The sequence below is a fragment of the Patulibacter defluvii genome (genome assembly GCF_034096925.1).
GTDB lineage: Bacteria > Actinomycetota > Thermoleophilia > Solirubrobacterales > Solirubrobacteraceae > Patulibacter > Patulibacter defluvii.
In genome coordinates this window covers 1-19,982 of the sequence record NZ_JAWZSQ010000017.1, presented here as the reverse complement: position 1 = coordinate 19,982, position 19,982 = coordinate 1, and the positions used below count along the sequence as shown (strand labels likewise).

The window sequence follows — 19,982 nt, the reverse complement described above, 5'->3', positions numbered from 1 at the left end:
CCGGCGAGCAGCCGGGCGCCGCGCCGCTCCCGCCGATCGGCTCCAGGCTCAGCCCTCGGCGGCCGCGGCCACGCGGTCGCGCTCGGCCTGCTCCTCGCGCTGGCGCTCGCGGGCCCCGGGCTCGGGGATCGGCACCGCCGCCAGCAGCCGCTTCGTGTAGTCGTGCTGGGGCGCCGCGTAGAGCTGCTCCGAGTCGGCCTGCTCGACGATCTCGCCGGCGAACATCACCGCGATCCGGTCGCACATGTAGCGGACGACCGAGAGGTCGTGGGCGATGAACAGCAGCGACAGGCCGAGGTCGCGCTGCAGCCGCCGCAGCAGGTTGAGGATCTGGGCCTGGATCGAGACGTCGAGCGCGGAGACCGGCTCGTCGGCGATCAGCAGCTTCGGCTCCAGCGCCAGCGCCCGCGCGATCCCGATCCGCTGCCGCTGGCCGCCCGAGAACTCGTGCGGCAGCCGGTTGTAGTGCTCGGGGTTCAGTCCGACCAGGTCCATCAGCTCCTGGACCCGCTTCATCCGCGCCTTGGCGTCGGTCTCGACGCCGTGGACGATGAACGGCTCGCCGATCACCGAGCCGACGGTGTGGCGCGGGTTGAGCGACGAGTACGGGTCCTGGAAGACCATCTGCACGTCGCGCCGGAAGGGCAGCAGCTGCTTGCGGCCGAGCCGCGCGACGTCGGTGCCGTCGAAGCGGATCTCGCCCGCGGTCGGCTCCTCCAGCCGGCAGATCATCCGCGCGGTGGTCGACTTGCCGCAGCCGGACTCGCCGACCAGGCCGAAGGTCTCGCCGCGGCGGACGTCGAAGCTGACGCCGTTGACGGCGTGGACCTGCTCGCGACCGCCGCCCAGCATGCCGCCGCTGGTGAAGGTCTTGCGCAGGTCGCGGACCTCGAGGATCGTGTCGCCGCCGCTGGCGGCCGGGGTGGTCGCGTCGCTCATGCGGCGTCCTCCTCCTCGGTCGTGCCGATCCCGACGGCGGCGGCCGCCTCCTTCGGGCTGCGGCCGGCGGACAGCGCGTCCCAGACCCGGGCCCGGCGCTCCTCCGGCATCCCGCAGCGGACCAGGTGCGCGGGATCGTTCGCGACCGCCGGCTCAAGGGCCGGGTCGTCGGCGCCGCAGCAGCCGCCCGCGTAGGGGCAGCGGGGCTGGAACGAGCAGCGGCCGGTCAGGTGGATCAGGCTCGGCGGGCGGCCGTCGATCGGCACCAGGTCGACGTCACGCGGCAGGTCGAGGCGCGGGATCGAGCGCAGCAGGCCCCAGGTGTAGGGGTGCCGCGGCTGCCGGAAGAGCTGGGCGACCGGCGCCTGCTCGACCACCCGGCCGGCGTACATCACGACGATGTCGTCGGCGATCTCGGCGACCACGCCGAGGTCGTGGGTGATCATCACGACCGCCATCCCCAGCTCGCGCTGGAGCCGCTCCAGCAGCGCCAGGATCTGGGCCTGGACGGTCACGTCGAGCGCGGTCGTCGGCTCGTCGGCGATCAGCAGCTTGGGGTCGTTGGCCAGCGCCATCGCGATCATCACGCGCTGGCGCATGCCGCCCGAGAACTCGTGCGGGTAGTCGTCGACCCGCTGCTCCGGCTTCGGGATCCCGACCAGCCCGAGCAGCTCGACCGCCCGCGCCCGGGCCTGCTTCTTGGTGACGTCCTTGTGGGCGCGGATGCCCTCGATGATCTGGGCGCCGACGCGGTAGAACGGGTGCAGCGAGGAGAGCGGGTCCTGGAAGATCATCGCGATCTCGTTGCCGCGGATCCGCTGCAGGTCGCGGTCGCTGGCGGTGACCAGATCCTGGCCGCCGAACAGCGCCTGGCCGGAGACCTGGGCCCCGGCGCGCCGGGTCAGGCCCATCAGGGTCAGCATCGTCACCGACTTGCCGGAGCCGGACTCGCCGACCACGCCCAGCACCTTGCCGGGCTCGACGGTGAAGCTGACGCCGTTGACGGCGTGGACGTCGCCGTCCTCGGTCGGGATCGCGGCCCGCAGGTCGCGGACATCGAGCAGGGGTTCCGTCATGCCAGCCTCACGCGCGGATCGATCACCGCGTAGACGATGTCGACGACGATGTTCGCGACGATGATGAAGAAGGCCGCGAACAGCACGGTGCCCTGGATCACCGGCAGGTTGCTGCCCTGGATCGCGTCGTAGGACAGCCGGCCGATGCCGGGGATGTTGAAGACCGACTCGGTGAGCACCGCGCCACCGAGCAGGATGCCGAGGTCGAGGCCGAAGGCGGTCACGATCGGCGTGATCGCCGCCCGCACCGCGTGCCGCATCACGACCCGCCGGCGCGACAGGCCCTTCGCCTCCGCCGTCCGCACGAAGTCCTGGTCGAGCGTCTCCAGCAGGTTCGCCCGCATCAGCCGCGCGTAGATCGCGGCGAACGAGAGCGAGAGGATGATCCACGGCACCAGCAGCGAGGTGAACCACGCCCCCGGGTCCTCGGTCAGCGGCTTGTAGGAGCCGGTGTTCGGGATCAGGTGGATCACGCCGTAGCTCTGGGAGAGCAGCGCCAGGGCCACCAGCGCCAGCCAGTAGACCGGGGCCGAGATGCCGAGCAGCGCGCCGCCCATCGCGAAGCGGTCGAAGAGGCTGCGGGGCCGCAGCGCCGAGAGGATCCCGATCCCGACGCCGACGATCAGCCAGATCACGGCCGCGCCGAGGGCCAGCGAGATCGTCGCCGGCAGCCGGCTGGTGATCTGGTGGGCGACGTCGGCGTTGTTCTCGTAGCTGAAGCCGAAGTCGAAGTGCAGGACGACCTGCTTGATGTAGTGGAAGTACTGCTCGTAGATCGGGCGATCGAGGTACAGCATGTGCCGCACCCGTTCGATCTGCGCCTCGTCGGCGCCACGGCCGGCGCGCTGCGCGGCGGGGTCGCCGGACGGCAGGGCGTAGAAGATCAGGAAGGCCACCATGCTGACGACGAGCAGCAGGAAGACCATCCACAGCAACCGGCGCGCGATGTAGCGGGCGGTCGGCGAGCCGAGCACGCGGAGCGGAGTAGCGAGGGTGCGGGTCATGTGACGGAGGCGGGGCGGTCGGGGGCGCGGCACCGTGCCGCGCCCCCGACCGGGGTTCTCGTTGCCGGGGCGGCTACTTCGTCAGCGACGTGTAGGCCAGGTCCCAGATCGAGTTCCAGGTGGCGATCACTCCGTGAACGCCGGGGCCCTGGATGCTCGCCTGGGTGTCCCACAGCCACGGGATCGCCGGGACCGCGTCGGTGATGTCCTTGTCCGCCTGGCCGAGGATGCGGTTGCGCTCCCCCTCCTCGAGCGTGCGGGCGCCCTTCTCGACCTCGGCGTTGATCTTCGGGTCGCTGAAGAGGGACGGGTTGTTCATGTTGACCGGCTGGATGCCCTTGTCGGTGAAGACCGGGGCCAGCATCGGGTGCGCGTCGACGAAGTCCGGCAGCCACCCGAAGTTGGGGCAGCCGTCGACGGTCTGCATGGCCTTCTCGACCTGGCAGAACTTCTGGTACATCGTCGTGTGCTTGACGCTCTTGACGTCGACCTGGATGCCGATCTTCGCCAGGCTGTTCTTGACGACCTGGGTCGTCTCGCGGGCGGGCGACTCGCTCGAGCCGACGAAGACGAGCTTCGGGCCCTTGTACATGCCGTCCTTGAAGCCCGCCTTCTTCAGGTAGGACTTCGCCAGCTCGACGTCGCCCGTGGCCGAGGCCAGGAAGTCGGCGCCGGTGCCGGCCTCGCCGCCAGCCTCCTCGAAGCCGGGCGAGCCCGGGAACAGGAAGTGGGTGGCGATCTCGCCGACCAGCGGGCCGCCGCGCTGCTTGCGCATCGCGTTGCGGTCGAGGACCGCGGCCGCGGCCTTGCGGACGTTGATGTCGCTGAACGGCTTCTTCTTCGTGTTCAGCGCGACGTAGCGGTTGCCGAGCGCGGTGAACGTGATCTGCTGCGCGGCCTGCTTGGTGTAGCGGGCGACGGCGTCCGACGGGGCCGGGTCGAGGCTGATCGAGCCGGCGGTGTTCTGGACCTCACGCGCGTTGACCGACGCGTCGCCGCCGATCGCGATGTTGATCTGGTCGGCGTAGGCCGGGCGCGGATCGCCGCTCGCGGCGCCGTTCCAGGCCGGGTTGCGGACGAGGGTCAGCGAACGGCCGGCCTCGTAGCTCTTGATCATGTACGGACCGGTCGCCGCCTGCTGCGTCGGGTCCTGATCGAACGGGTTCGGGGTCTTCTTGTCCTTCGACTCCGCGTACTCGCGCGGGAAGGGCGAGGAGATCGGCAGCACGAGCGCCTTCGCCAGCGTCGCGCCGGAGGGGGCCTTGAGCTTGAAGACGATCGTCGTCTTGTCCGGCGTCTCGATCCCGCTGATCTTGCCGCCGTCGGCCTTGTCGGCGCCGATGATGTCGCCGAAGTAGGACTCGAAGTAGCCGTTCGCGACCGACTCGGCCTTGCCGCGCTCGATCGCGTACTTGACGTCGTCGCTGGTGACGGTGCGGTTGACCGGCGGGCCGAACTTGACGTTGTCGCGGATCTTGATCGTGACCGTCTTGCCGTCCGGCGCCACCTCGGGCGCGGCGGCGGCCAGGTCCGGCAGCACCTTCGAGCTGTCGGCCGGGTTGTACGTGTACAGCTGGCGATGCACGATCGAGGTGATCATGTAGTCGCCCTGGAAGTAGGCGGTGCCCGGATCGAGGTGCTGGAAGCCCTCGGTCGAGCGGGCGTTGAGGGTGCCGCCCTTCTGCTGGTCGTCCGCGGGGACGGCCTTGTAGAACTTGCCCGCCTCGACCTGGGCGGGACCGGAGATCTTGTTCGCGGCCTCGATCGAGAGGCCGCCGGCGTTGTCGCCGGAGCCGCCGCTGCCCGAGTTGTCGTCGCTGCCGCAGGCCGTCAGGCCCAGGGCCAGCGTGCCGGCCGCGCCGAGGGCGACGAGCCGTCGTACTGTCCAATCCATCGAGTACCTCCTGGTGGTCGTGGAACGTGTCACCGGGTCTACCGGCGCTTGCGAGGGTTGAGCGCGTCCTGCAGGCCGTCGCCGAGCAGGTTGAAGGCCAGCACGGTGACCAGCAGCGCCAGACCGGGAAAGAGCATGAACCACCACTGATCGGGGTTCTTGGAGGCGTCGCCGAGCATCTGGCCCCAGCTGGACGTCGGGTCCTGTACCCCGACGCCGAGGAACGACAACGCCGCTTCGAAGAGGATGTTCTGGGGCACCAGGACCGTCGCGTAGACGATGATCGGCGCGACCAGGTTGGGGACCAGGTGGCGGAGCATGATCCGCCACGGCGAGGCGCCGATCGAGCGCGCCGCCAGCACGAACTCCTTCTCGCGCAGCGACAGCACCTGGCCGCGCACGATCCGGGCGATGTAGGGGAAGCCGGCGATCGCGATGATCAGCACGACGACCGGGACGCCCGGGGTGATCAGGCCGCCGAGGCAGCCGTTGCCGATGCTGCAGGCCGACGCCAGGCCGATGCCGAGCATCAGGATCGGGAACGCCAGCAGCACGTCGAGCATCCGCGACACGACCGCGTCGACCCAGCCGCGGAAGTAGCCGGCGATCACGCCGACGAGGGTCCCGAAGACGACCGCCAGCGCGGTCGAGAGCATCGCCACCGCGAGCGAGATCCGGGCCCCGTAGATGACCCGGCTGGCGACGTCGCGGCCGAGCTGGTCGACGCCGAGCGGGTTGGCGCCGGTCGGGCCGGTCGGCTGACCGAACTCGTCGACCGCGTTCGAGTTCTGGAAGTCCGGCGCCGGGAGCCCGAAGAGCTTGACGATCAGCGGCGCCAGGATCGCGATCGCGATCAGCGCCACGACGACCCAGAGGCTGACGATCGCGACCTTGTCCCGCTTCAACCGCGCCCACATCAGCTGGCGCTGTGAACGGGCGACGGGGCCGGTCTCCGCTGGCTCCGGGGTGACGAGGGCGGAGGGGTCCGGGCCGGGATCGGCCGCGATCGAGGTGCTCATGTGGTGAGGAGTCCTGGATGGGGACGTGGGGGGCACGTGGTGTCCGACGGCCGCCCTGGACGGCAACGCGACGCCGTACGTGAACCACTCGTGAAGCGACTCTACAGATGCCCCGGATGGCGGTGAGGTTTCCTGACCAAGAACGGCAGGGCGCGATTGTCCGAGCGGACAACGACGTGCCCGAACGGCCTGTGCCACGCGTGCGTGGGACGTTGGTGAGGGCCGCGGTGGGGCCCTGCAATCGGTCGACCAGCCGAACCGCGAGCGGGCTCAGCTGGACTCCCGTTCGACCATCACGGTGACCGGGCCGTCGTTGACCGAGCGGACGGCCATGTCGGCGCCGAAGATCCCGCGGGCCGCCCCCAGGCGGGCGCAGAAGCGCTCGTAGAGCGGCTCCGCGACGGGGCCCGGCGCCGCCCGCGACCACGAGGGCCGGGTGCCGCGGCGGGTGTCGCCGTAGAGGGTGAACTGGCTGATGCAGAGCAGCGGCCGGTCGCCGAGCGGTTCGTCCATCCGCCCGTCGGGACCGGCGAACAGGCGCAGGCTGGCGACCTTGTCGGCGACCCAGTCGCAGGTCGCCTCGTCGTCGTCGCGGGCGACGCCCAGCAGCACCAGCAGGCCGGGGCCGATCGCCGCGACCTCGCGGCCGTCGACCACGACCGACGCCGAGCTGACCCGTTGGACGAGGGCGCGCACCGGGCGAGGGTAGTCCGGCCGGCGGCGGGGCGACGACCGGCGGCCGCCGCTACGGTGCCCGCGTGCACCGACCTTCCCGGCTGCGGCGGCACCCGCTGGCCGTCGCCGCGCTGCTGGCGACGGCGCTGGCCGCCCTCAGCCTGGCGGTGGGACCGGTGGTGGCCGGCTACGACCCGCTCGCGTGGCTGGCGTGGGGCCGCGAGCTGGCCGCGGGCGGCCTCGACACCCGCGAGGGCCCGGCCTTCAAGCCGCTGCCGGTGCTGGCGATCGCGCCGGTCGCGGGGCTGCTGGGCGACGACGCGGCGCTCCACTGGTGGCTGCTGCTGGCCCGCGCCGCCGCGCTGCTGGCGGTCGGGTTCGCCGCGATCCTGGCCTGGCGGAGCGTCCGCGGCGACGGCCCGCGGACGGCGGGCGCAGACGCGATCGCGGCGGGGGCGGCGCTGCTCGCCGCCGGCGGCGTGCTGCTGACCGGCGACTGGCTGCGCCACGGGCTGCCCGGCGCGGCCGAGCCGCTGGTGGTCCTGGCCGCGCTCGGCGCGCTGCTCGAACGGCGGGCCGGCCGCGACGGCCGCGCCTGGGCCTGGACGCTGGTGGCGGTGCTGCTGCGGCCGGAGAGCTGGCCCTTCGCCGGCGCCTTCGGGCTCTGGCTGCTGCTCCGCCGGCGGCCCCCGGCGCGCGGCCGGCTGCGGCTGGCCGTGCTCGCGACGGCGCCGCTGCTGCCGCTGCTGTGGATCGTCCCCGAGTGGTGGGGCAGCGGCGACCCCGGCCGCTCGTCGGCCCGCGCCCGGATCCCGAACCCTGGCCAGCCGGCGCTCGACGCCCACCCCTTCGCGCGCTCGCTCGACGAGGCGCTGTCGCTCGCGGTCTGGCCGCTGCTGGTGGTGCTGGCGGTCGCCGCCGTGGTCGCGCTGCTCGCCCGCCGCCGCTGGTCGGCCGCCGACCGCGAGCTGCTGGCGCTGGCCGGGGGCGGCGCGGCCTGGGTGCTGCTGGTCGCGGCGATGAGCGAGGCGGGCTACTCCGGCGAGGCCCGCTACCAGCTGCCGGGAGTGGCGCTGCTGACCGTCGCCGGGGCGATCGCGGCCGGGCGGCTGGCGCGGGCCGCGCGCGGACGGTCGGCGGGCGAGGCGCGAGCGTCGCGGCGACCGGGACCGGCGCTGGCGGCGCCCGTGGCCGCCGTGCTGCTCGTCGCCACCGCAGCGGTCGCCGTCGAGCGCGGCGGCGACCTGGCCGCCGACTGGCGCCGGACGCGGGTCGACGCCCGCACCCAGCAGGCGCTCTGGCGGGCGGTCGCGCGGGCCGGCGGCCGCGACGCGATCCTCCGTTGCGGCCGGCCGGTGATCGGCCGCTTCCGGGCGCCGCAGCTGGCGTGGCCGCTCGACGTCGCGAAGGCGGTCGTCGACGAGCACCCGCTGCCGGCGCCGTCGGTGGTCTTCAGCGGTCCGCTGGTCCCCGGCGCCCCCGCCACCCCGGCTGCGCCCGCCGGGCACCGCGAGATCGCCCGCGCCGGTCCCTGGCGGGTGCTCGCGCGCTGCCGCGAGGACGCCGTACGCTCGCGGTAGGGCGCCCGAATCAGGGGAGCCGTACACTGGCGCCCGATGCGCGCTCCCCGTGTCCTGCCGGTGCTCCTGCTCGTGCTCGCCCCGACCGCGCTGGCGGCCTGCGGCGAGGACCGCCCGGTCGCCGACGCGGCCGAGCGCCCAGCCGCCGCCCCGCTGCCCCGGCCCCCGGCCTCGGCCGCGCCCCAGCCTGAGCAGCGGGCCCCGGTGGCGCTGCGCGCCGCGACCATCGCCCGCGGCTTCCGCAAGCCGGTCGGCGTCGTCGCCGAGCCCGGCGGCGAGCGGCTGCTGATCGTCGAGCAGCGCGGCACCGCCCGCTGGCTCGGCCGCCGCGGCCCCGCCCTCGGCCGGCCGTTCCTCGACGTCCGCCGGATCACCATGGAGTCGGGCGAGCGCGGCCTGCTCGGGGTGGCGTTCGTGCCCGGCTACCCGCGCGACCCGCGGGTCGTGATCCACCACAGCGACCGCCGCGGCGACACCCGCGTGGTCGTCGCGCCGGTCCGCGACGGCCGCGTCGTCCCCGGCCGCGCCCGCGTCCTGCTGCGCCAGCGGCAGCCGTACGAGAACCACAAGGGCGGCCCGGTCGACTTCGACCGCCGCGGCCGGCTGCTGCTCGGCCTCGGCGACGGCGGCAGCGCCTTCGACCCCCAGCAGCGGGGCCAGGACCGGGGCGTGAGGCTGGCCAAGATCCTCCGCACCGCCGGCCCCCTGACCACCCGCCGGCCGCGCTGGACGATCGCCGCCTACGGCGCCCGCAACCCGTGGCGGTTCAGCATCGACCGGCCGACCGGCGACCTCTGGATCGCCGACGTCGGCCAGGACGTGATCGAGGAGGTCGACCGGCTGAGCGAGCGTCAGCTCGACGGGCCCAAGCCCCCGAACCTCGGCTGGTCGGCGTTCGAGGGCAACCTGCCGCTGGCCGGGCGTCCGCGGCGCCTGGACCGCTTCGGCCCGCTGGTCTGGCCGGTCGCGTCGTACCGCCACGGGACCGGCCGCTGCTCGGTCACCGGCGGGGTCGTCGCCCGCGGCACGGGCGCTCCGGCCAGCCTCCGCGAGCGCTACCTGTTCGGCGACTTCTGCAGCGGCGAGCTGTGGTCGATCCCGGCCCGCGGACCGGTCGCCCGGCTGCGCCGCGAGGCCCCGACCGCACCGCAGCTGACGGCGATCGCCGCCCGCCGCGACGGGCGGATCGTGATGACCGGCCTCAACGGCGTGGTGCGCGAGCTGCGGTGACGCCCGACCGCTCCGGTTGGGGTCCCCTACCATGAACGGCTGCGCGCCATGATCGCGATCGAGGACATCACCGTCCGCTACGGCGCGACCGTCGCCGTCGCGGACGTCCGGCTGGAGGTCGCGACCGGCGAAGTGCTCGCGCTGCTGGGCCCGTCCGGCTGCGGCAAGACGACGCTGCTGCGGACGATCGCCGGGCTCGAACGACCGGCCGCCGGCGCGATCGCGCTCGGCGAGCGGGTGGTCGTCGACGAGCGCACCTGGGTCGCGCCCGAGCGGCGGCGGGTCGGGATCGTCTTCCAGGACTACGCGCTCTTCCCGCACCTCGACGTCGCCGGCAACGTCGGCTACGGCTTGGCCCGCCGCGAGCGTCGCGAGCGGGTCGCCGCGGTCCTCGAGCGGGTCGGGCTGCGGGGGCTGGAGCACCGCCGCCCCCACGAGCTCTCGGGCGGCCAGCAGCAGCGGGTGGCGCTGGCCCGCGCGCTCGCCCCGGAGCCCGAGGTGGTGCTGCTCGACGAGCCGTGGGCCGCGGTCGACGCCCAGCTGCGGGTCGAGCTGCGCGAGGAGCTGGTGGCGATCCTGCGCGCCCAGGCCGCGACCGTCGTGCTCGTGACCCACGAGCGCGAGGAGGCGCTGGCGCTCGCCGACCGGGTCGCCGTCCTGCGGGACGGGCGGCTGGAGCAGGTCGCCGCGCCCGAGCAGCTCTACGCCGAGCCGGCCGACCGCTGGGTCGCCGAGTTCGTCGGCGCCTGCAACTTCGTCCCCGGCGAGCTGGCCGGCGAGCGGGTGGAGACGCCGCTCGGCGCGCTCCGCGCCAGCGCCGCCCGCCGCCGCCCCGACGGCGCCGTCGACGTGCTCGTGCGGCCCGAGGCGCTGGTCCTGCACGTCGATCCCGGCGGAGCCGGCCGGATCCTCGACCGCCAGTTCCACGGCCACGACGTGGCCTACCGCGTCGGCCTCGACGACGGCACCGTGCTGCTCTGCCAGCGGCCCTCGACCGAGGCGGTCGCGCTCGGCGACCGCGTCCGCGTCGCCGTCGACGACCGCGCCGTCCCGACCTTCGCCCGCGCCGCCTAGCGCGCCCTTCCCCGACCCGCCTCCGGAGACCCGATGACCCACGCATCCCGCCGCGCCCTCGCCCTGCTGGCGCTGCTCCCGCTCGGCCTCGGCCTCGCCGCCTGCGGTGGCGGCGACGACGCGGCGAAGGACGACGGCACGCTGACCGTCTACTCCGGCCGCCAGGAGAAGCTGGTCAAGCCGCTGCTCGACCGCTTCGAGAAGCGGCAGGGGATCAAGCTGGAGGTCCGCTACGGCGACAGCGCCGAGCTGGCCGCGACGATCGCCGAGGAGGGCGACAAGTCGCCGGCCGACGCCTTCTTCAGCCAGGACGCCGGCGCCCTCGGCGCGCTCGAGGAGCAGCTGGAGCCGCTGCCCGGCGGCGCCTGGAAGCAGGTCGACGAGCGCTTCCGCGATCCGCGCGGCCGCTGGACCGGCGTCTCCGCCCGGGCGCGGGTGATCGCCTACTCGACCAAGCGGATGAAGGAGGCGCAGGTCCCCGACTCGGTCTTCGAGCTGACCGACCCGAAGTGGAAGGGCAAGGTCGGCCTGCCGCCGTCGAACGCCAGCTTCCAGGCGTTCGTGTCCGGCATGCGGCTGGCCGTCGGCGACGAGCGCACCAAGCAGTGGCTGGAGGCGATGAAGCGCAACGACGCCCAGACCTTCGAGAACAACATCCAGACCGAGGAGGCGATCGCCCGCGGCGAGATCGAGCTCGGCCTGGTCAACCACTACTACGTCTACGAGCTGCGGCACGAGCAGCCGAACTTCCCGGTCGCCAACCACTTCCTGAAGCCGCGCGACCCCGGCAGCCTGGTCAACGCGGCCGGGATCGGGATCCTGAAGACCGCCGACTCGCAGGCCGCGGCCCGCAAGCTGGTCGACTTCCTGCTCTCGAAGGAGGCCCAGACCTACTTCCGCGAGCAGACCGGCGAGTACCCGCTGGCCGCCGGCGTCACGCCCGAGCCGGACCTGCCGCCGCTGAGCGACATCCAGGCCCCCGACGTGCGGCTGAGCCAGCTCGGCGAGCAGCTGCCGTCGACGCTGGAGCTGCTCTCGGAGACCGGCTTCACCACCTGATCGCCGGCGACCGCGGAGCCGGCCGGTGAGGCCCCTCGTCGTGCGCGGCCGCCGCCGCGGCGCGTCGCCGCTGCTGGTGGTGGCGGCACTGGCGGTGACCGCGGTCGTGCTGCTGCCGCTCGGGTACCTGCTGGTCCGCGGGTCGAACGGCGACGCCTGGGCGATCGCCGGCCGCGCGTCGACCTGGCAGGCGGTCGGGCGGACCATCCTGCTGGCGGCGGCGGTGACCACGGCCACGACCCTGATCGCCGTCCCGCTGGCCTTCCTCGTCGCCCGCACCGACCTGCCCGGCCGCCGGGTCTGGGCGTTCGTGCTGGCGCTGCCGCTGGTGATCCCCTCCTACGTCACGGCGCTGGCGATGATCGGCGCCTTCGCCCCCGGCGGCCTGGTGCCCGAGGCGCTGGGCCTGCGCGACTCGCCCAGCATCCACGGCTTCCTCGGGGCGTTCGTGACCCTGACCCTGGCCACCTACCCGCTGACCTACCTGCTGGCGCTGGCCGGCCTGCGCTCGGCCGACCCGGCGCTGGAGGAGGCCAGCCGGGCGCTCGGCCGCGGCCCCTGGGCGACCTTCGGCCGCGTCACGCTGCCGGTCCTGCGGCCCTGGATCGGCTCCGGCGCGCTGCTGGTGACGCTCTACGTCCTGGCCGACTTCGGCGTCGTCTCGCTGATGCGGTTCACCGCCCTGACGCGGGCAATCTTCCTCCAGTACCGCTCGGCGTTCGACCGCGAGCCGGCGGCCGTGCTGGCGATCCTGCTGGTGACCGTGACCGTGGTCGCGCTGGTGCTGGAGGCCCGCGCCCGCGGCCGCACCCAGCAGCACCGCGCCGGCCCGACCGCCGCCCACCGGCCGGCCGCGCTCGGGCGCTGGCGCTGGCCGGCGCTCGGCTTCGTCGGGCTGGTGCTGCTGGCGGCGCTGGTGCTGCCGGTGGCGGTGCTCGTCCACTGGGCGATCCGGGCGCTCGACGTCGGGATGCCCGAGGGCGTGCTGTCGGCGACCCTCGGCTCGCTCGGGGTCTCGGCCGCGGCGGCGATCGTGACGGTGCTGGCGGCGCTGCCGGTCGCCTACCTGGCCGCCCGCCACCGACGGCCCTGGACCCGCGTGCTCGAACGGGCCGCGTACCTGGGCGGGGCGCTGCCGGGGGTGGTGATCGCGCTCTCGCTGGTCTTCTTCGGCACCCGCCTGGCGACCCCGCTCTACCAGACGCTGGTGCTGCTGGTGGCGGCGTACCTGGTGCGCTTCTTCCCCCAGGCGATGGCCGGCGCCCACGCGGCGATCGGGCGCCTGAGCCCGCGGCTGGAGGAGGCCGGGCGGACGCTCGGCCGGCGCCCGGCGCGGGTCTTCGCCACCGTCACCGTGCCGGTGATCGCCCCCGGGCTGGTCGCCGGCGCGGCGCTGGTCTTCCTCTCGACGATGAAGGAGCTGCCGGCGACGCTGTTGCTGAAGCCGACCGGCTTCGAGACGCTGGCCACCCGGCTCTGGAGCTCGACCAGCGTCAGCGCCTACGGCGAGGCCGCGATCCCGGCGCTGCTGCTGATCGCGGTCTCCGCACCGATCGTCTGGCTGCTGGTGGCGCGGCCGCAGACGGCCGAGCGGCCGGGCCCGACGGACCGGCCCTAGACCCCGGCCAGCGTCGCGACGACGGCGCCGAGCGTCACCAGGCCGGTCGTCCAGACGATCGCGCCGGCGATCGGGCGCAGGTCGAGGTCGAAGCGGTGGGCGACCAGCATCCCGTTGAGGCCGGTCGGCGCCACCGCCTGCAGCAGCATCCCGTCCGGCAGGTCGAGCAGCAGCGCCGAGACGGCCAGCACCAGTGCCGGCGCGACCAGCAGCCGCAGCAGCACGACGACCCCGATCTCGCGGGTGAAGCGCGGCGGCAGCACCGGCACCCCGTGCTCGGCCTCGGCCGCCAGCTGGACCCCGACCACCAGGAAGCCGACCGGCAGCAGCGCGACGACGAACGCCTGGGCGACGTCGTAGGCCCAGTTCGGAGCGTCCCACGGAACCGCCAGGCCGATGATCGCCGACCACAGCAGCGGGTTGCGGACGAACGCCCGCAGCCGCTCGCCGCGGCCGTCGTCGCCGTCGGCGCCGAGCGTCGGGCTGAAGGCGGCGCCGATCGCGAACGCGACCGCGAAGAACATCGGTCCGCTGACGAAGCTGTCCCAGGCGACCGCGTTGCCGAGCTCGTCGCCGCCGAGCATCGCCCGCGTGAAGGGCAGGCCGAAGTAGCCGGTGTTGGCCAGCACCACGGCCAGGATCAGGCCGCCGGTGGCCGGCCGCGAGAGCCGCAGCAGCCGGGTCGCCGCCCACCACGCCAGCAGCCCGATGACGGCCAGCACCAGGTAGGCCGTGACGACCCCGCCGACCACCGCCCCGTCGACGTGCAGCCGGGTGACGAGCACGAAGTAGACCGGCGGCAGGACCCAGGTCAGCATCACCTGCATCGCCGTCCGCGAACCGCGCTCGGTGGCGCCGTGCCAGCGCCGCTCGGCGAGCACCCCGACGACCGTCGCGGCGACCATCGCCGCCACCAGCAGCGGCAGGCTCACCGCCCCGCCCCCGCCGTCACGCGCGCCGGCGCCGGCGCGGCGGGACCACGGCCTTGGTCATCCACACGTGGGGGATGCCGGCCTCCTCGAACGGCTCGCCGACCGGCTGGAAGCCGGCCTTGCGGTAGAGCGCCGCGGCCTCGACCTGGGCGGCCAGCCGCAGCTCCTCGGCCCGCTGGTCGAGCGCGTACTCGTCGGCCCGCAGCAGCAGCCGGCTGGCGATCCCGCGGCCACGCCAGGCCCGGTCGACCGCGACCCGGCCGACCTTGACCGTGCCGCCGTCGACCACCAGCCGCATCGTCGCCACCACCTGGCCGTCCGGCGTCACCGCGACCGCGTGGCGGGCGATGTCGTCGTAGCGGTCGACCTCGAGCTCGCGCGGGACGCCCTGCTCGTCGCAGAAGACCCGGATCCGCAGGTCGAGCGCCTCCCGCAGCTCGCGCTCGTCGCGGACCCAGCGCAGCCGGATCGGGTCGGGGACGGTCACCGGGCCGCCTTCCCGACCGAGCGCAGGCCGTCGCCGGCGCCGGGGGCCGGACGACTGCCGGCGTAGCGGCGCAGGTCGGCCTCCAGGGCCTCGAGGCTGGTGTAGACGCCCTGCTTGACCTGGACGATGTCGCCCTTGGCGTCGAGGAAGATCGTCGAGGGGTAGGTGAGGTTCGCCTCCAGCGCCGCCGCGATCTGCTCGTCCGGGTCGCGGACGTGCGGGTAGAGCGTCGGCTCGGAGCGCAGGAAGGCCCGCGCCTTCTCCGGCGTCTCGCCGCTGTTGAGCCCGAGGAAGGCGATCCGCGCGCCGTGGTCGGCGGCGGCCCGGCGCAGGATCGGGAACTCGGCCCGGCACGGCCGGCACCACGAGGCCCACTTGTTGATCACCACCGGGTAGCCGCGCAGCCGCCGGATCAGCGCCACGAACTCGTCGCCGCTGCGAACCCGCAGCAGCGCGTCGCCGTCGGCGTAGAGCCGCCGCAGCGCTGGTGGGGCGTCGCGGACGCCGTCGCGGGCCGCCGCTGGCGAGGGCACCCGGTCGGGGGCCCGCACGACCCGGTCGTCGCGGCTCTGCAGCAGTCCGATCGCCGCCGCGACCGCGATCACGACCACCACGGCGGTCGCCGCCAGGGCGCGTCGGGAGGGGCCGCGGGAGCGCACCCTTCCAAGGGTCGCACAGGCGCGCCCGGGGCCACGGCACGACGCCGTCGCGCCCGCCGTGCCGCACGCTGCGCAGTCCGGTACTGTTCCGGGTGCCTGCACGGCCGGGATCGATCGTCTTCCCGGTCCCGTCCGCCGGCAGCTTTCGTCGCCGATCCGCGTTGTGGTCGTTGCGGCGACGGGTTCCTCCCCGCATCCCCTTCCACTCTGCCTCGCATGGCACAACGTCCGTCGGTGACCGCGGAGGTCACCCCCGTTCCGTCGCACGAAGACGTCGTGCGGGTCGCCGCGTTCACGCGCGAGCCGTTCGTCTGCGACGACGAGGTGGCGGTCGAGGTCCTGGCCCCGGGCACGATCCGCCGCCAGGCGTTCGAGGCGGCCCGGGCGGAGCTGGACGCCGGCGCGACCGTGCCGAGCCAGAAGTGGCGCCGCCGCTGGTCGCTGCTGCTCGGGCTCGACCGCGTCCTCCACTACGACGAGCCGAAGCTCGCCGACGGCACGACGCTCAACCCGCACCAGGTCGACGCGCTCTCCGGCACCTACGCGGCGCTGCTGAGCGACGCCCAGCGGCGGGCCCGCGGCAACGGCGACGAGGACGACGAGCTGGTGCTCTCGTTCGAGGAGCCGCCGGCGCCCGAGCCCGAGGACGAGCCCGCTCCCGCCGCCGCCCCGCCGGAGGAGCCGGACGAGGACGAGGACGACGACCGCGACGAGGACGACGAGGAGCGCGGCAGCGTCGAGGACGAGCTGGAGGAGCTGCCCGAGCTCGATCCGGCCGTCGCCGCCAAGCTCGACTCGGCCTACGACGACGAGGCCGAGGAGGACGTCGACGAGGACATCGACGAGCTCGCCCTCGACGACCCGAACGCCCACAAGCGGTTCTGGTTCGAGCACGCGACCGGCGCCGGCAAGACCGTCGCCGCGATGGGCTTCGTGGAGAGCTGCCAGTCGGGCGGCATCCTGATCCTCACCCACCGGCGGAACCTGGTCGACCAGTTCATCGCCGAGATGGACGACCGCGGGTACAAGGACCGCCTGAGCAAGCCGCTGCTCGGCGACGCCGACATCGCGCCCGGGCAGCCAGGCCCGGTCACCGTCGAGACCTACCAGTGGTTCGTCCGCAACGCCGGCCAGATCTCGGGCGCCTACACGGTCGTCATCTGCGACGAGGCCCACACCGCGCTCGGCGACAAGACCTCGGCCGCGATCCGCGCCTGGACCGGCCCGATCTTCATCGGCATGACGGCGACGGGCGCGCTGATCGCCCGCCACGTCACCGACCTCTTCCCGACCCAGACCTCGCGCTTCGACCTGGCGCAGGCGGCGCGCCGCGGCGTGATCGCCCCGCTGCGGTCGCTGCGGATCCCGCCCGGTCCCGGCGTCCGCACGATCGCCAAGGTGCCGCTGCGCAAGGGCGAGGTCGACATGGAGTTCGACCAGGACGAGCTGGCCAAGCTGCTCGACCAGGTGCCGTTCAACCTGGCGATCGCGGATCTGTACAAGACCCGCTTCCGCAACGCGCCCGGCGTGGTCTACGCGGCCGGCGTCCAGCACGCCTACAACGTGGCCGAGAGCTTCCGGGCCGCGGGCATGAAGGCCGAGGCGGTCAGCGGCGAGACGAACAAGCGCGAGCTGGCGAAGATCCTGGCCGACTACGAGGCGGGCGAGATCGACGTCCTCGTCAACGCCCAGCTGCTGGCCGAGGGCTGGAACTCGCCGCGGGCGACGGTCTGCATGCACCTGGCGCCGACGGCGTCGAAGCGGATCTACCAGCAGCGCGTGGGCCGGGTGACCCGCCGTCACCCGGGCAAGGAGGCCGGCGTCGTCGTCGACTTCGTCCACCCGGCGACGACCCACGACGACCCGGTCGTGACCCTCCACTCGCTGCTCGACCGCGACGTCTACCGCGGCGGCGCGATCGTCGTCGGCCCGGTCCGGCGCGGTCGCGGGCGACGGGTCAAGGTCGAGCGCCGGGTGCTGCCGGTCACGCCCGACATCGAGCGCCGGCGGCAGGTCTTCGAGCGCGAGCTGTGGCGGATCGCCGTCGAGCAGCTGGACTGGGGCGAGCAGCGGGTCTGGGCCGCGCTGGCCGGCGCGAAGGCCTCGCCGACCAACTGGCGGCGGGCGCGGGCGATGCTCAACTTCGACCGCTCGGGCGAGCTGCGGCGGCAGTTCCTGGTGACGGCGCTGGAGCGCAACCGCAACCCCCAGCTGCGCCTGCGCGCGGTCCAGGAGATCGCGGTCCTGAAGGAGCCGGAGCCCTTCGACACCGCGGTCGACCAGGTCGGCCAGTGGCCGCGCGACGAGCGGCGCGAGGCGTCGCGGATCCTGCTCCAGGCGATGGCGGACCGCCGGATCGGGCGGCGCGACCAGGCGACGGCGTGGATCTGGCGGCTGGCGGGCTGGACCCGCGATCTGCACGAGGAGTACGCGGCCCAGCGCTGGCCGGCGACGAAGCACCTGCTGGGCCTGCTGGTCAACTCCTCGGGGGCGGCTCACGCCCGCAACGCGCGACGGCTGGTCCATGCGGCCCGTCAGCACGACCGGCGGCTGCAGGCCGCGCTGCTGGCGGCGGCGGTGGCCCACACGCCGGAGGCCGAGGAGGTCCTGCGCGAGGCGCGGACGCGGCTGGCGCGCAAGCCGGGGGCGCTGTCGCGGGACCTGCTGAAGGATTTCCCGAAGGGCAAGAAGCGCAAGAAGCGTCCGCGCAAGAAGAAGGGCGCGGGGGCCGGCGGCGGTGGCGAGGCCGCGCCGAACGAGAACGGGACCGGGACCGGGACCGACGAGCGGGGCGAGGCCACGAACGGTGGCGGTGCCGAGGGTGCTGGCGGCGGCGCGGCCGGCGAGGGCAACGGCAACGGTGGTGGCGGGGGCAACGGCGGCGGGGGCGGGCAGCGCTCGCGCCGGTCGCGGCGTCGCCGGGGCAACCGAGGCGGTCGCGGTGGCGAGGCCAACGCGGGGGCGGGGGCCGGCGCCGGCGCGGTGGCGGCTGAGGCCGAGGCCGAAGCTGGCGTGGCCGGCGGCGACGGTGATGGTGCGGGCGCGGGCACCGGCGATGGCGTCCGCGACGCCCAGGCCGAGGGGCCCGGCGCGGCCCCGGTCGACGTCGCCGGGCGCGACGAGGCGGCGAGCGCGGCGGCGGAGGCCGCCACCAACGGCGGCCGTCCGGCGAGCGACGGCGAGGACGGCGGGGCCACGACCCCGAAGCGTCCCCGGCGCAGCACCGCGGCCGTGGTCGAGGAGGCCGTCGCCGCGGTCGCCGAGACGGCCGACGAGCCGATCGAGAAGCCCAAGCGCACCCGCCGCACGAAGACGACCGCGGTCGAGGCCGCGGCCGCCGAGGCCGAGACGGTCGCCTCCGCCGATCCGACGTCCGTCCCGCCGCGGCGCACCCGCCGGCCGGCGAAGGCCGCGGAGGTCACGGAGGCCGGGGCTGACGGCGAGGGCGCAGCTCCCGCCGAGGAGACGCCCGCCAAGCCCGCGCGTGCCCGTCGCACGACGAAGGCCGCCGCCGACGCGGAGGCCGCGGCGGACGATGCGCCGGCGAAGCCGGTCCGTGCTCGTCGCACGGCGAAGGCCGCGGCGGACGCCGAGGCCCCGGCCGACGACGCGCCGGCCAAGCCCGCTCGTGCTCGTCGCACCACGAAGGCGGCGGCGGACGCCGAGGCCCCGGCCGACGACGCGCCGGCAAAGCCGGCTCGTGCCCGTCGCACGACGAAGGCCGCGGCGGACGCCGAGGCCCCGGCCGACGACGCGCCGGCCAAGCCCGTCCGTGCTCGTCGCACCACGAAGGCCGCGGCGGAGGCGGAGGCCCCGGCTGATGATGCGCCCGCCAAGCCCGCGCGTGCTCGTCGCACGACGAAGGCCGCCGCGGCCGAGGCGCTGGCCGACGACGCGCCGGCCAAGCCGGCCCGTGCTCGTCGGACCACGAAGGCCGTGGCGGACGATGCGGCCCTGGCCGATGACGCGCCGGCGAAGCCCGCCCGTGCTCGTCGCACCACGAAGGCCGCCGCTGCGGCCGAGGCTCCGGCCGACGACGTTCCGGCCAAGCCGACGCGCGCTCGCCGTACCACCAAGGCCGTGTCGGACGCCGAGGCTCCGGCGGAGGACGCGCCCGCCAAGCCCGCCCGTGCCCGTCGCACCACGAAGGCCGCCGCCGAGGCCGAGGCCGACGCTCCGGCCGACGACGCGCCGGCCAAGCCCGCGCGCACCCGCCGGTCCACGAAGGCCGCCGACGACGACGGCACCGCGCCCGCATCGGGCGGCGACGACGCGCCCGCCAAGCCGACCCGCGCCCGTCGCACCACCAAGACAGCCGCCGCGGCCACCGCCACGGCGAAGAAGGCAAGCGCGAAGTCGGCCACCACGGCAGCGTCCGACGACGACGCCCCGGCCCCGGCCCCGGCCCCGAAGCGCACCCGTCGGCCGGCCGCCGACCAGGTCGCCTGAGGCCGACCTCCAGGCCCAGCCAGGCCGGCCAAGCCGGCCTACAGATCGCTGCCCCGCCGGTCCGCCGGCGGAGCCCCTCGCCGAGAGTCCTCCGGACGGACGCCGTCTCCCCCCGGCCGGGCCGTCACCGCCGGCCGCCTCTCCCGCCGGGTCCGCCGCTCGACCGCCACGCCGACGCCACCACCGCCGACCCAGTCCGCCGCTCGCCCACCGGCGTCACCGCCCCCCGGCCCCCGGCCCTCCGGCCAGGTTCGGCGGTCGCCCCTCCCGCCCGCCCGCCGAGCCCC

The 19,982-nt window shown here is 74.8% G+C and carries 15 protein-coding genes; 6 read left to right on the top strand and 9 right to left on the bottom strand.

All coding sequences use genetic code 11. The features are described from left to right. Positions 1-48: 48 nt before the first annotated feature. The 6 genes from SH587_RS16535 to dtd all read right to left on the bottom strand — a co-directional run bounded on the left by SH587_RS16535 (position 49) and on the right by dtd (position 6,628). Positions 49-939, bottom strand: coding sequence for an ABC transporter ATP-binding protein (locus SH587_RS16535; protein WP_320671741.1), 891 nt, complete (start codon positions 937-939; stop codon positions 49-51). Then, positions 936-2,015, bottom strand: a complete 1,080-nt coding sequence (locus SH587_RS16530) for an ABC transporter ATP-binding protein (protein ID WP_320671740.1) — start codon at positions 2,013-2,015, stop codon at positions 936-938. The genes SH587_RS16535 and SH587_RS16530 overlap by 4 nt, the downstream gene beginning before the upstream one ends. Continuing rightward, a complete protein-coding gene (locus SH587_RS16525; protein ID WP_375341779.1) occupies positions 2,012-3,019 on the bottom strand; it encodes an ABC transporter permease in 1,008 nt (335 codons plus the stop codon). Before SH587_RS16525 ends, SH587_RS16530 begins: the two co-directional genes overlap by 4 nt. Before the next feature lie 73 nt (positions 3,020-3,092). Beyond that, complete coding sequence (locus SH587_RS16520) at positions 3,093-4,913, bottom strand: ABC transporter substrate-binding protein (RefSeq protein WP_320671738.1); 1,821 nt, start codon at positions 4,911-4,913, stop codon at positions 3,093-3,095. A gap of 38 nt (positions 4,914-4,951) precedes the next feature. Beyond that, on the bottom strand, positions 4,952-5,932 hold the full coding sequence (locus SH587_RS16515) for an ABC transporter permease (protein WP_320671737.1): 981 nt from the start codon (positions 5,930-5,932) through the stop codon (positions 4,952-4,954). Positions 5,933-6,202: 270 nt separating this feature from the next. Next, positions 6,203-6,628 (bottom strand): D-aminoacyl-tRNA deacylase, encoded by a 426-nt coding sequence (gene dtd, locus SH587_RS16510; protein WP_320671736.1) that lies wholly within the window; start codon positions 6,626-6,628, stop codon positions 6,203-6,205. Positions 6,629-6,690: 62 nt separating this feature from the next. On the opposite strand from dtd, the gene SH587_RS16505 reads away from it, so the two are divergent. The 5 genes from SH587_RS16505 to SH587_RS16485 are packed head-to-tail and all read left to right on the top strand — an operon-like array spanning position 6,691 to position 13,168. Continuing rightward, positions 6,691-8,187, top strand: a complete 1,497-nt coding sequence (locus tag SH587_RS16505) for a hypothetical protein (protein WP_320671735.1) — start codon at positions 6,691-6,693, stop codon at positions 8,185-8,187. A gap of 36 nt (positions 8,188-8,223) precedes the next feature. Continuing rightward, positions 8,224-9,417 (top strand): PQQ-dependent sugar dehydrogenase, encoded by a 1,194-nt coding sequence (locus SH587_RS16500; RefSeq protein ID WP_320671734.1) that lies wholly within the window; start codon positions 8,224-8,226, stop codon positions 9,415-9,417. 48 nt (positions 9,418-9,465) lie between these two features. Continuing rightward, positions 9,466-10,491, top strand: coding sequence for an ABC transporter ATP-binding protein (locus SH587_RS16495; RefSeq protein WP_320671733.1), 1,026 nt, complete (start codon positions 9,466-9,468; stop codon positions 10,489-10,491). Between the two features lie 33 nt (positions 10,492-10,524). Then, a complete protein-coding gene (locus SH587_RS16490; protein ID WP_320671732.1) occupies positions 10,525-11,550 on the top strand; it encodes an iron ABC transporter substrate-binding protein in 1,026 nt (341 codons plus the stop codon). Between the two features lie 25 nt (positions 11,551-11,575). Then, complete coding sequence (locus tag SH587_RS16485; RefSeq protein WP_320671731.1) at positions 11,576-13,168, top strand: ABC transporter permease; 1,593 nt, start codon at positions 11,576-11,578, stop codon at positions 13,166-13,168. On the opposite strand, the gene SH587_RS16480 is transcribed toward SH587_RS16485, so the two are convergent. The 3 genes from SH587_RS16480 to SH587_RS16470 are packed head-to-tail and all read right to left on the bottom strand — an operon-like array spanning position 13,165 to position 15,246. Continuing rightward, on the bottom strand, positions 13,165-14,100 hold the full coding sequence (locus SH587_RS16480) for an AEC family transporter (protein ID WP_320671730.1): 936 nt from the start codon (positions 14,098-14,100) through the stop codon (positions 13,165-13,167). The two genes, SH587_RS16485 and SH587_RS16480, sit on opposite strands and share 4 nt — an antisense overlap. 16 nt (positions 14,101-14,116) lie before the next feature. Then, positions 14,117-14,587, bottom strand: coding sequence for a GNAT family N-acetyltransferase (locus SH587_RS16475; protein ID WP_320671729.1), 471 nt, complete (start codon positions 14,585-14,587; stop codon positions 14,117-14,119). Beyond that, entirely contained in the window at positions 14,584-15,246 is a 663-nt protein-coding gene (locus SH587_RS16470) for a TlpA family protein disulfide reductase (RefSeq protein ID WP_320671728.1), read from the bottom strand. The genes SH587_RS16475 and SH587_RS16470 overlap by 4 nt, the downstream gene beginning before the upstream one ends. A 216-nt stretch (positions 15,247-15,462) precedes the next feature. Between SH587_RS16470 and SH587_RS16465 the strand changes: the two genes are divergently transcribed. Then, positions 15,463-19,695, top strand: a complete 4,233-nt coding sequence (locus tag SH587_RS16465; RefSeq protein ID WP_320671727.1) for a DEAD/DEAH box helicase — start codon at positions 15,463-15,465, stop codon at positions 19,693-19,695. Positions 19,696-19,982 lie beyond the last annotated feature (287 nt).

Bases quoted from the DNA above. Each gene is read 5' to 3' on its own strand.
- SH587_RS16535 (WP_320671741.1), bottom strand. From the start codon at position 939: ATGAGCGACGCGACCACCCCGGCCGCCAGCGGCGGCGACACGATCCTC.
- SH587_RS16530 (WP_320671740.1), bottom strand. From the start codon at position 2,015: ATGACGGAACCCCTGCTCGATGTCCGCGACCTGCGGGCCGCGATCCCG.
- SH587_RS16525 (WP_375341779.1), bottom strand. From the start codon at position 3,019: ATGACCCGCACCCTCGCTACTCCGCTCCGCGTGCTCGGCTCGCCGACC.
- SH587_RS16520 (WP_320671738.1), bottom strand. From the start codon at position 4,913: ATGGATTGGACAGTACGACGGCTCGTCGCCCTCGGCGCGGCCGGCACG.
- SH587_RS16515 (WP_320671737.1), bottom strand. From the start codon at position 5,932: ATGAGCACCTCGATCGCGGCCGATCCCGGCCCGGACCCCTCCGCCCTC.
- SH587_RS16500 (WP_320671734.1), top strand. From the start codon at position 8,224: ATGCGCGCTCCCCGTGTCCTGCCGGTGCTCCTGCTCGTGCTCGCCCCG.
- SH587_RS16495 (WP_320671733.1), top strand. From the start codon at position 9,466: ATGATCGCGATCGAGGACATCACCGTCCGCTACGGCGCGACCGTCGCC.
- SH587_RS16490 (WP_320671732.1), top strand. From the start codon at position 10,525: ATGACCCACGCATCCCGCCGCGCCCTCGCCCTGCTGGCGCTGCTCCCG.
- SH587_RS16465 (WP_320671727.1), top strand. From the start codon at position 15,463: ATGGCACAACGTCCGTCGGTGACCGCGGAGGTCACCCCCGTTCCGTCG.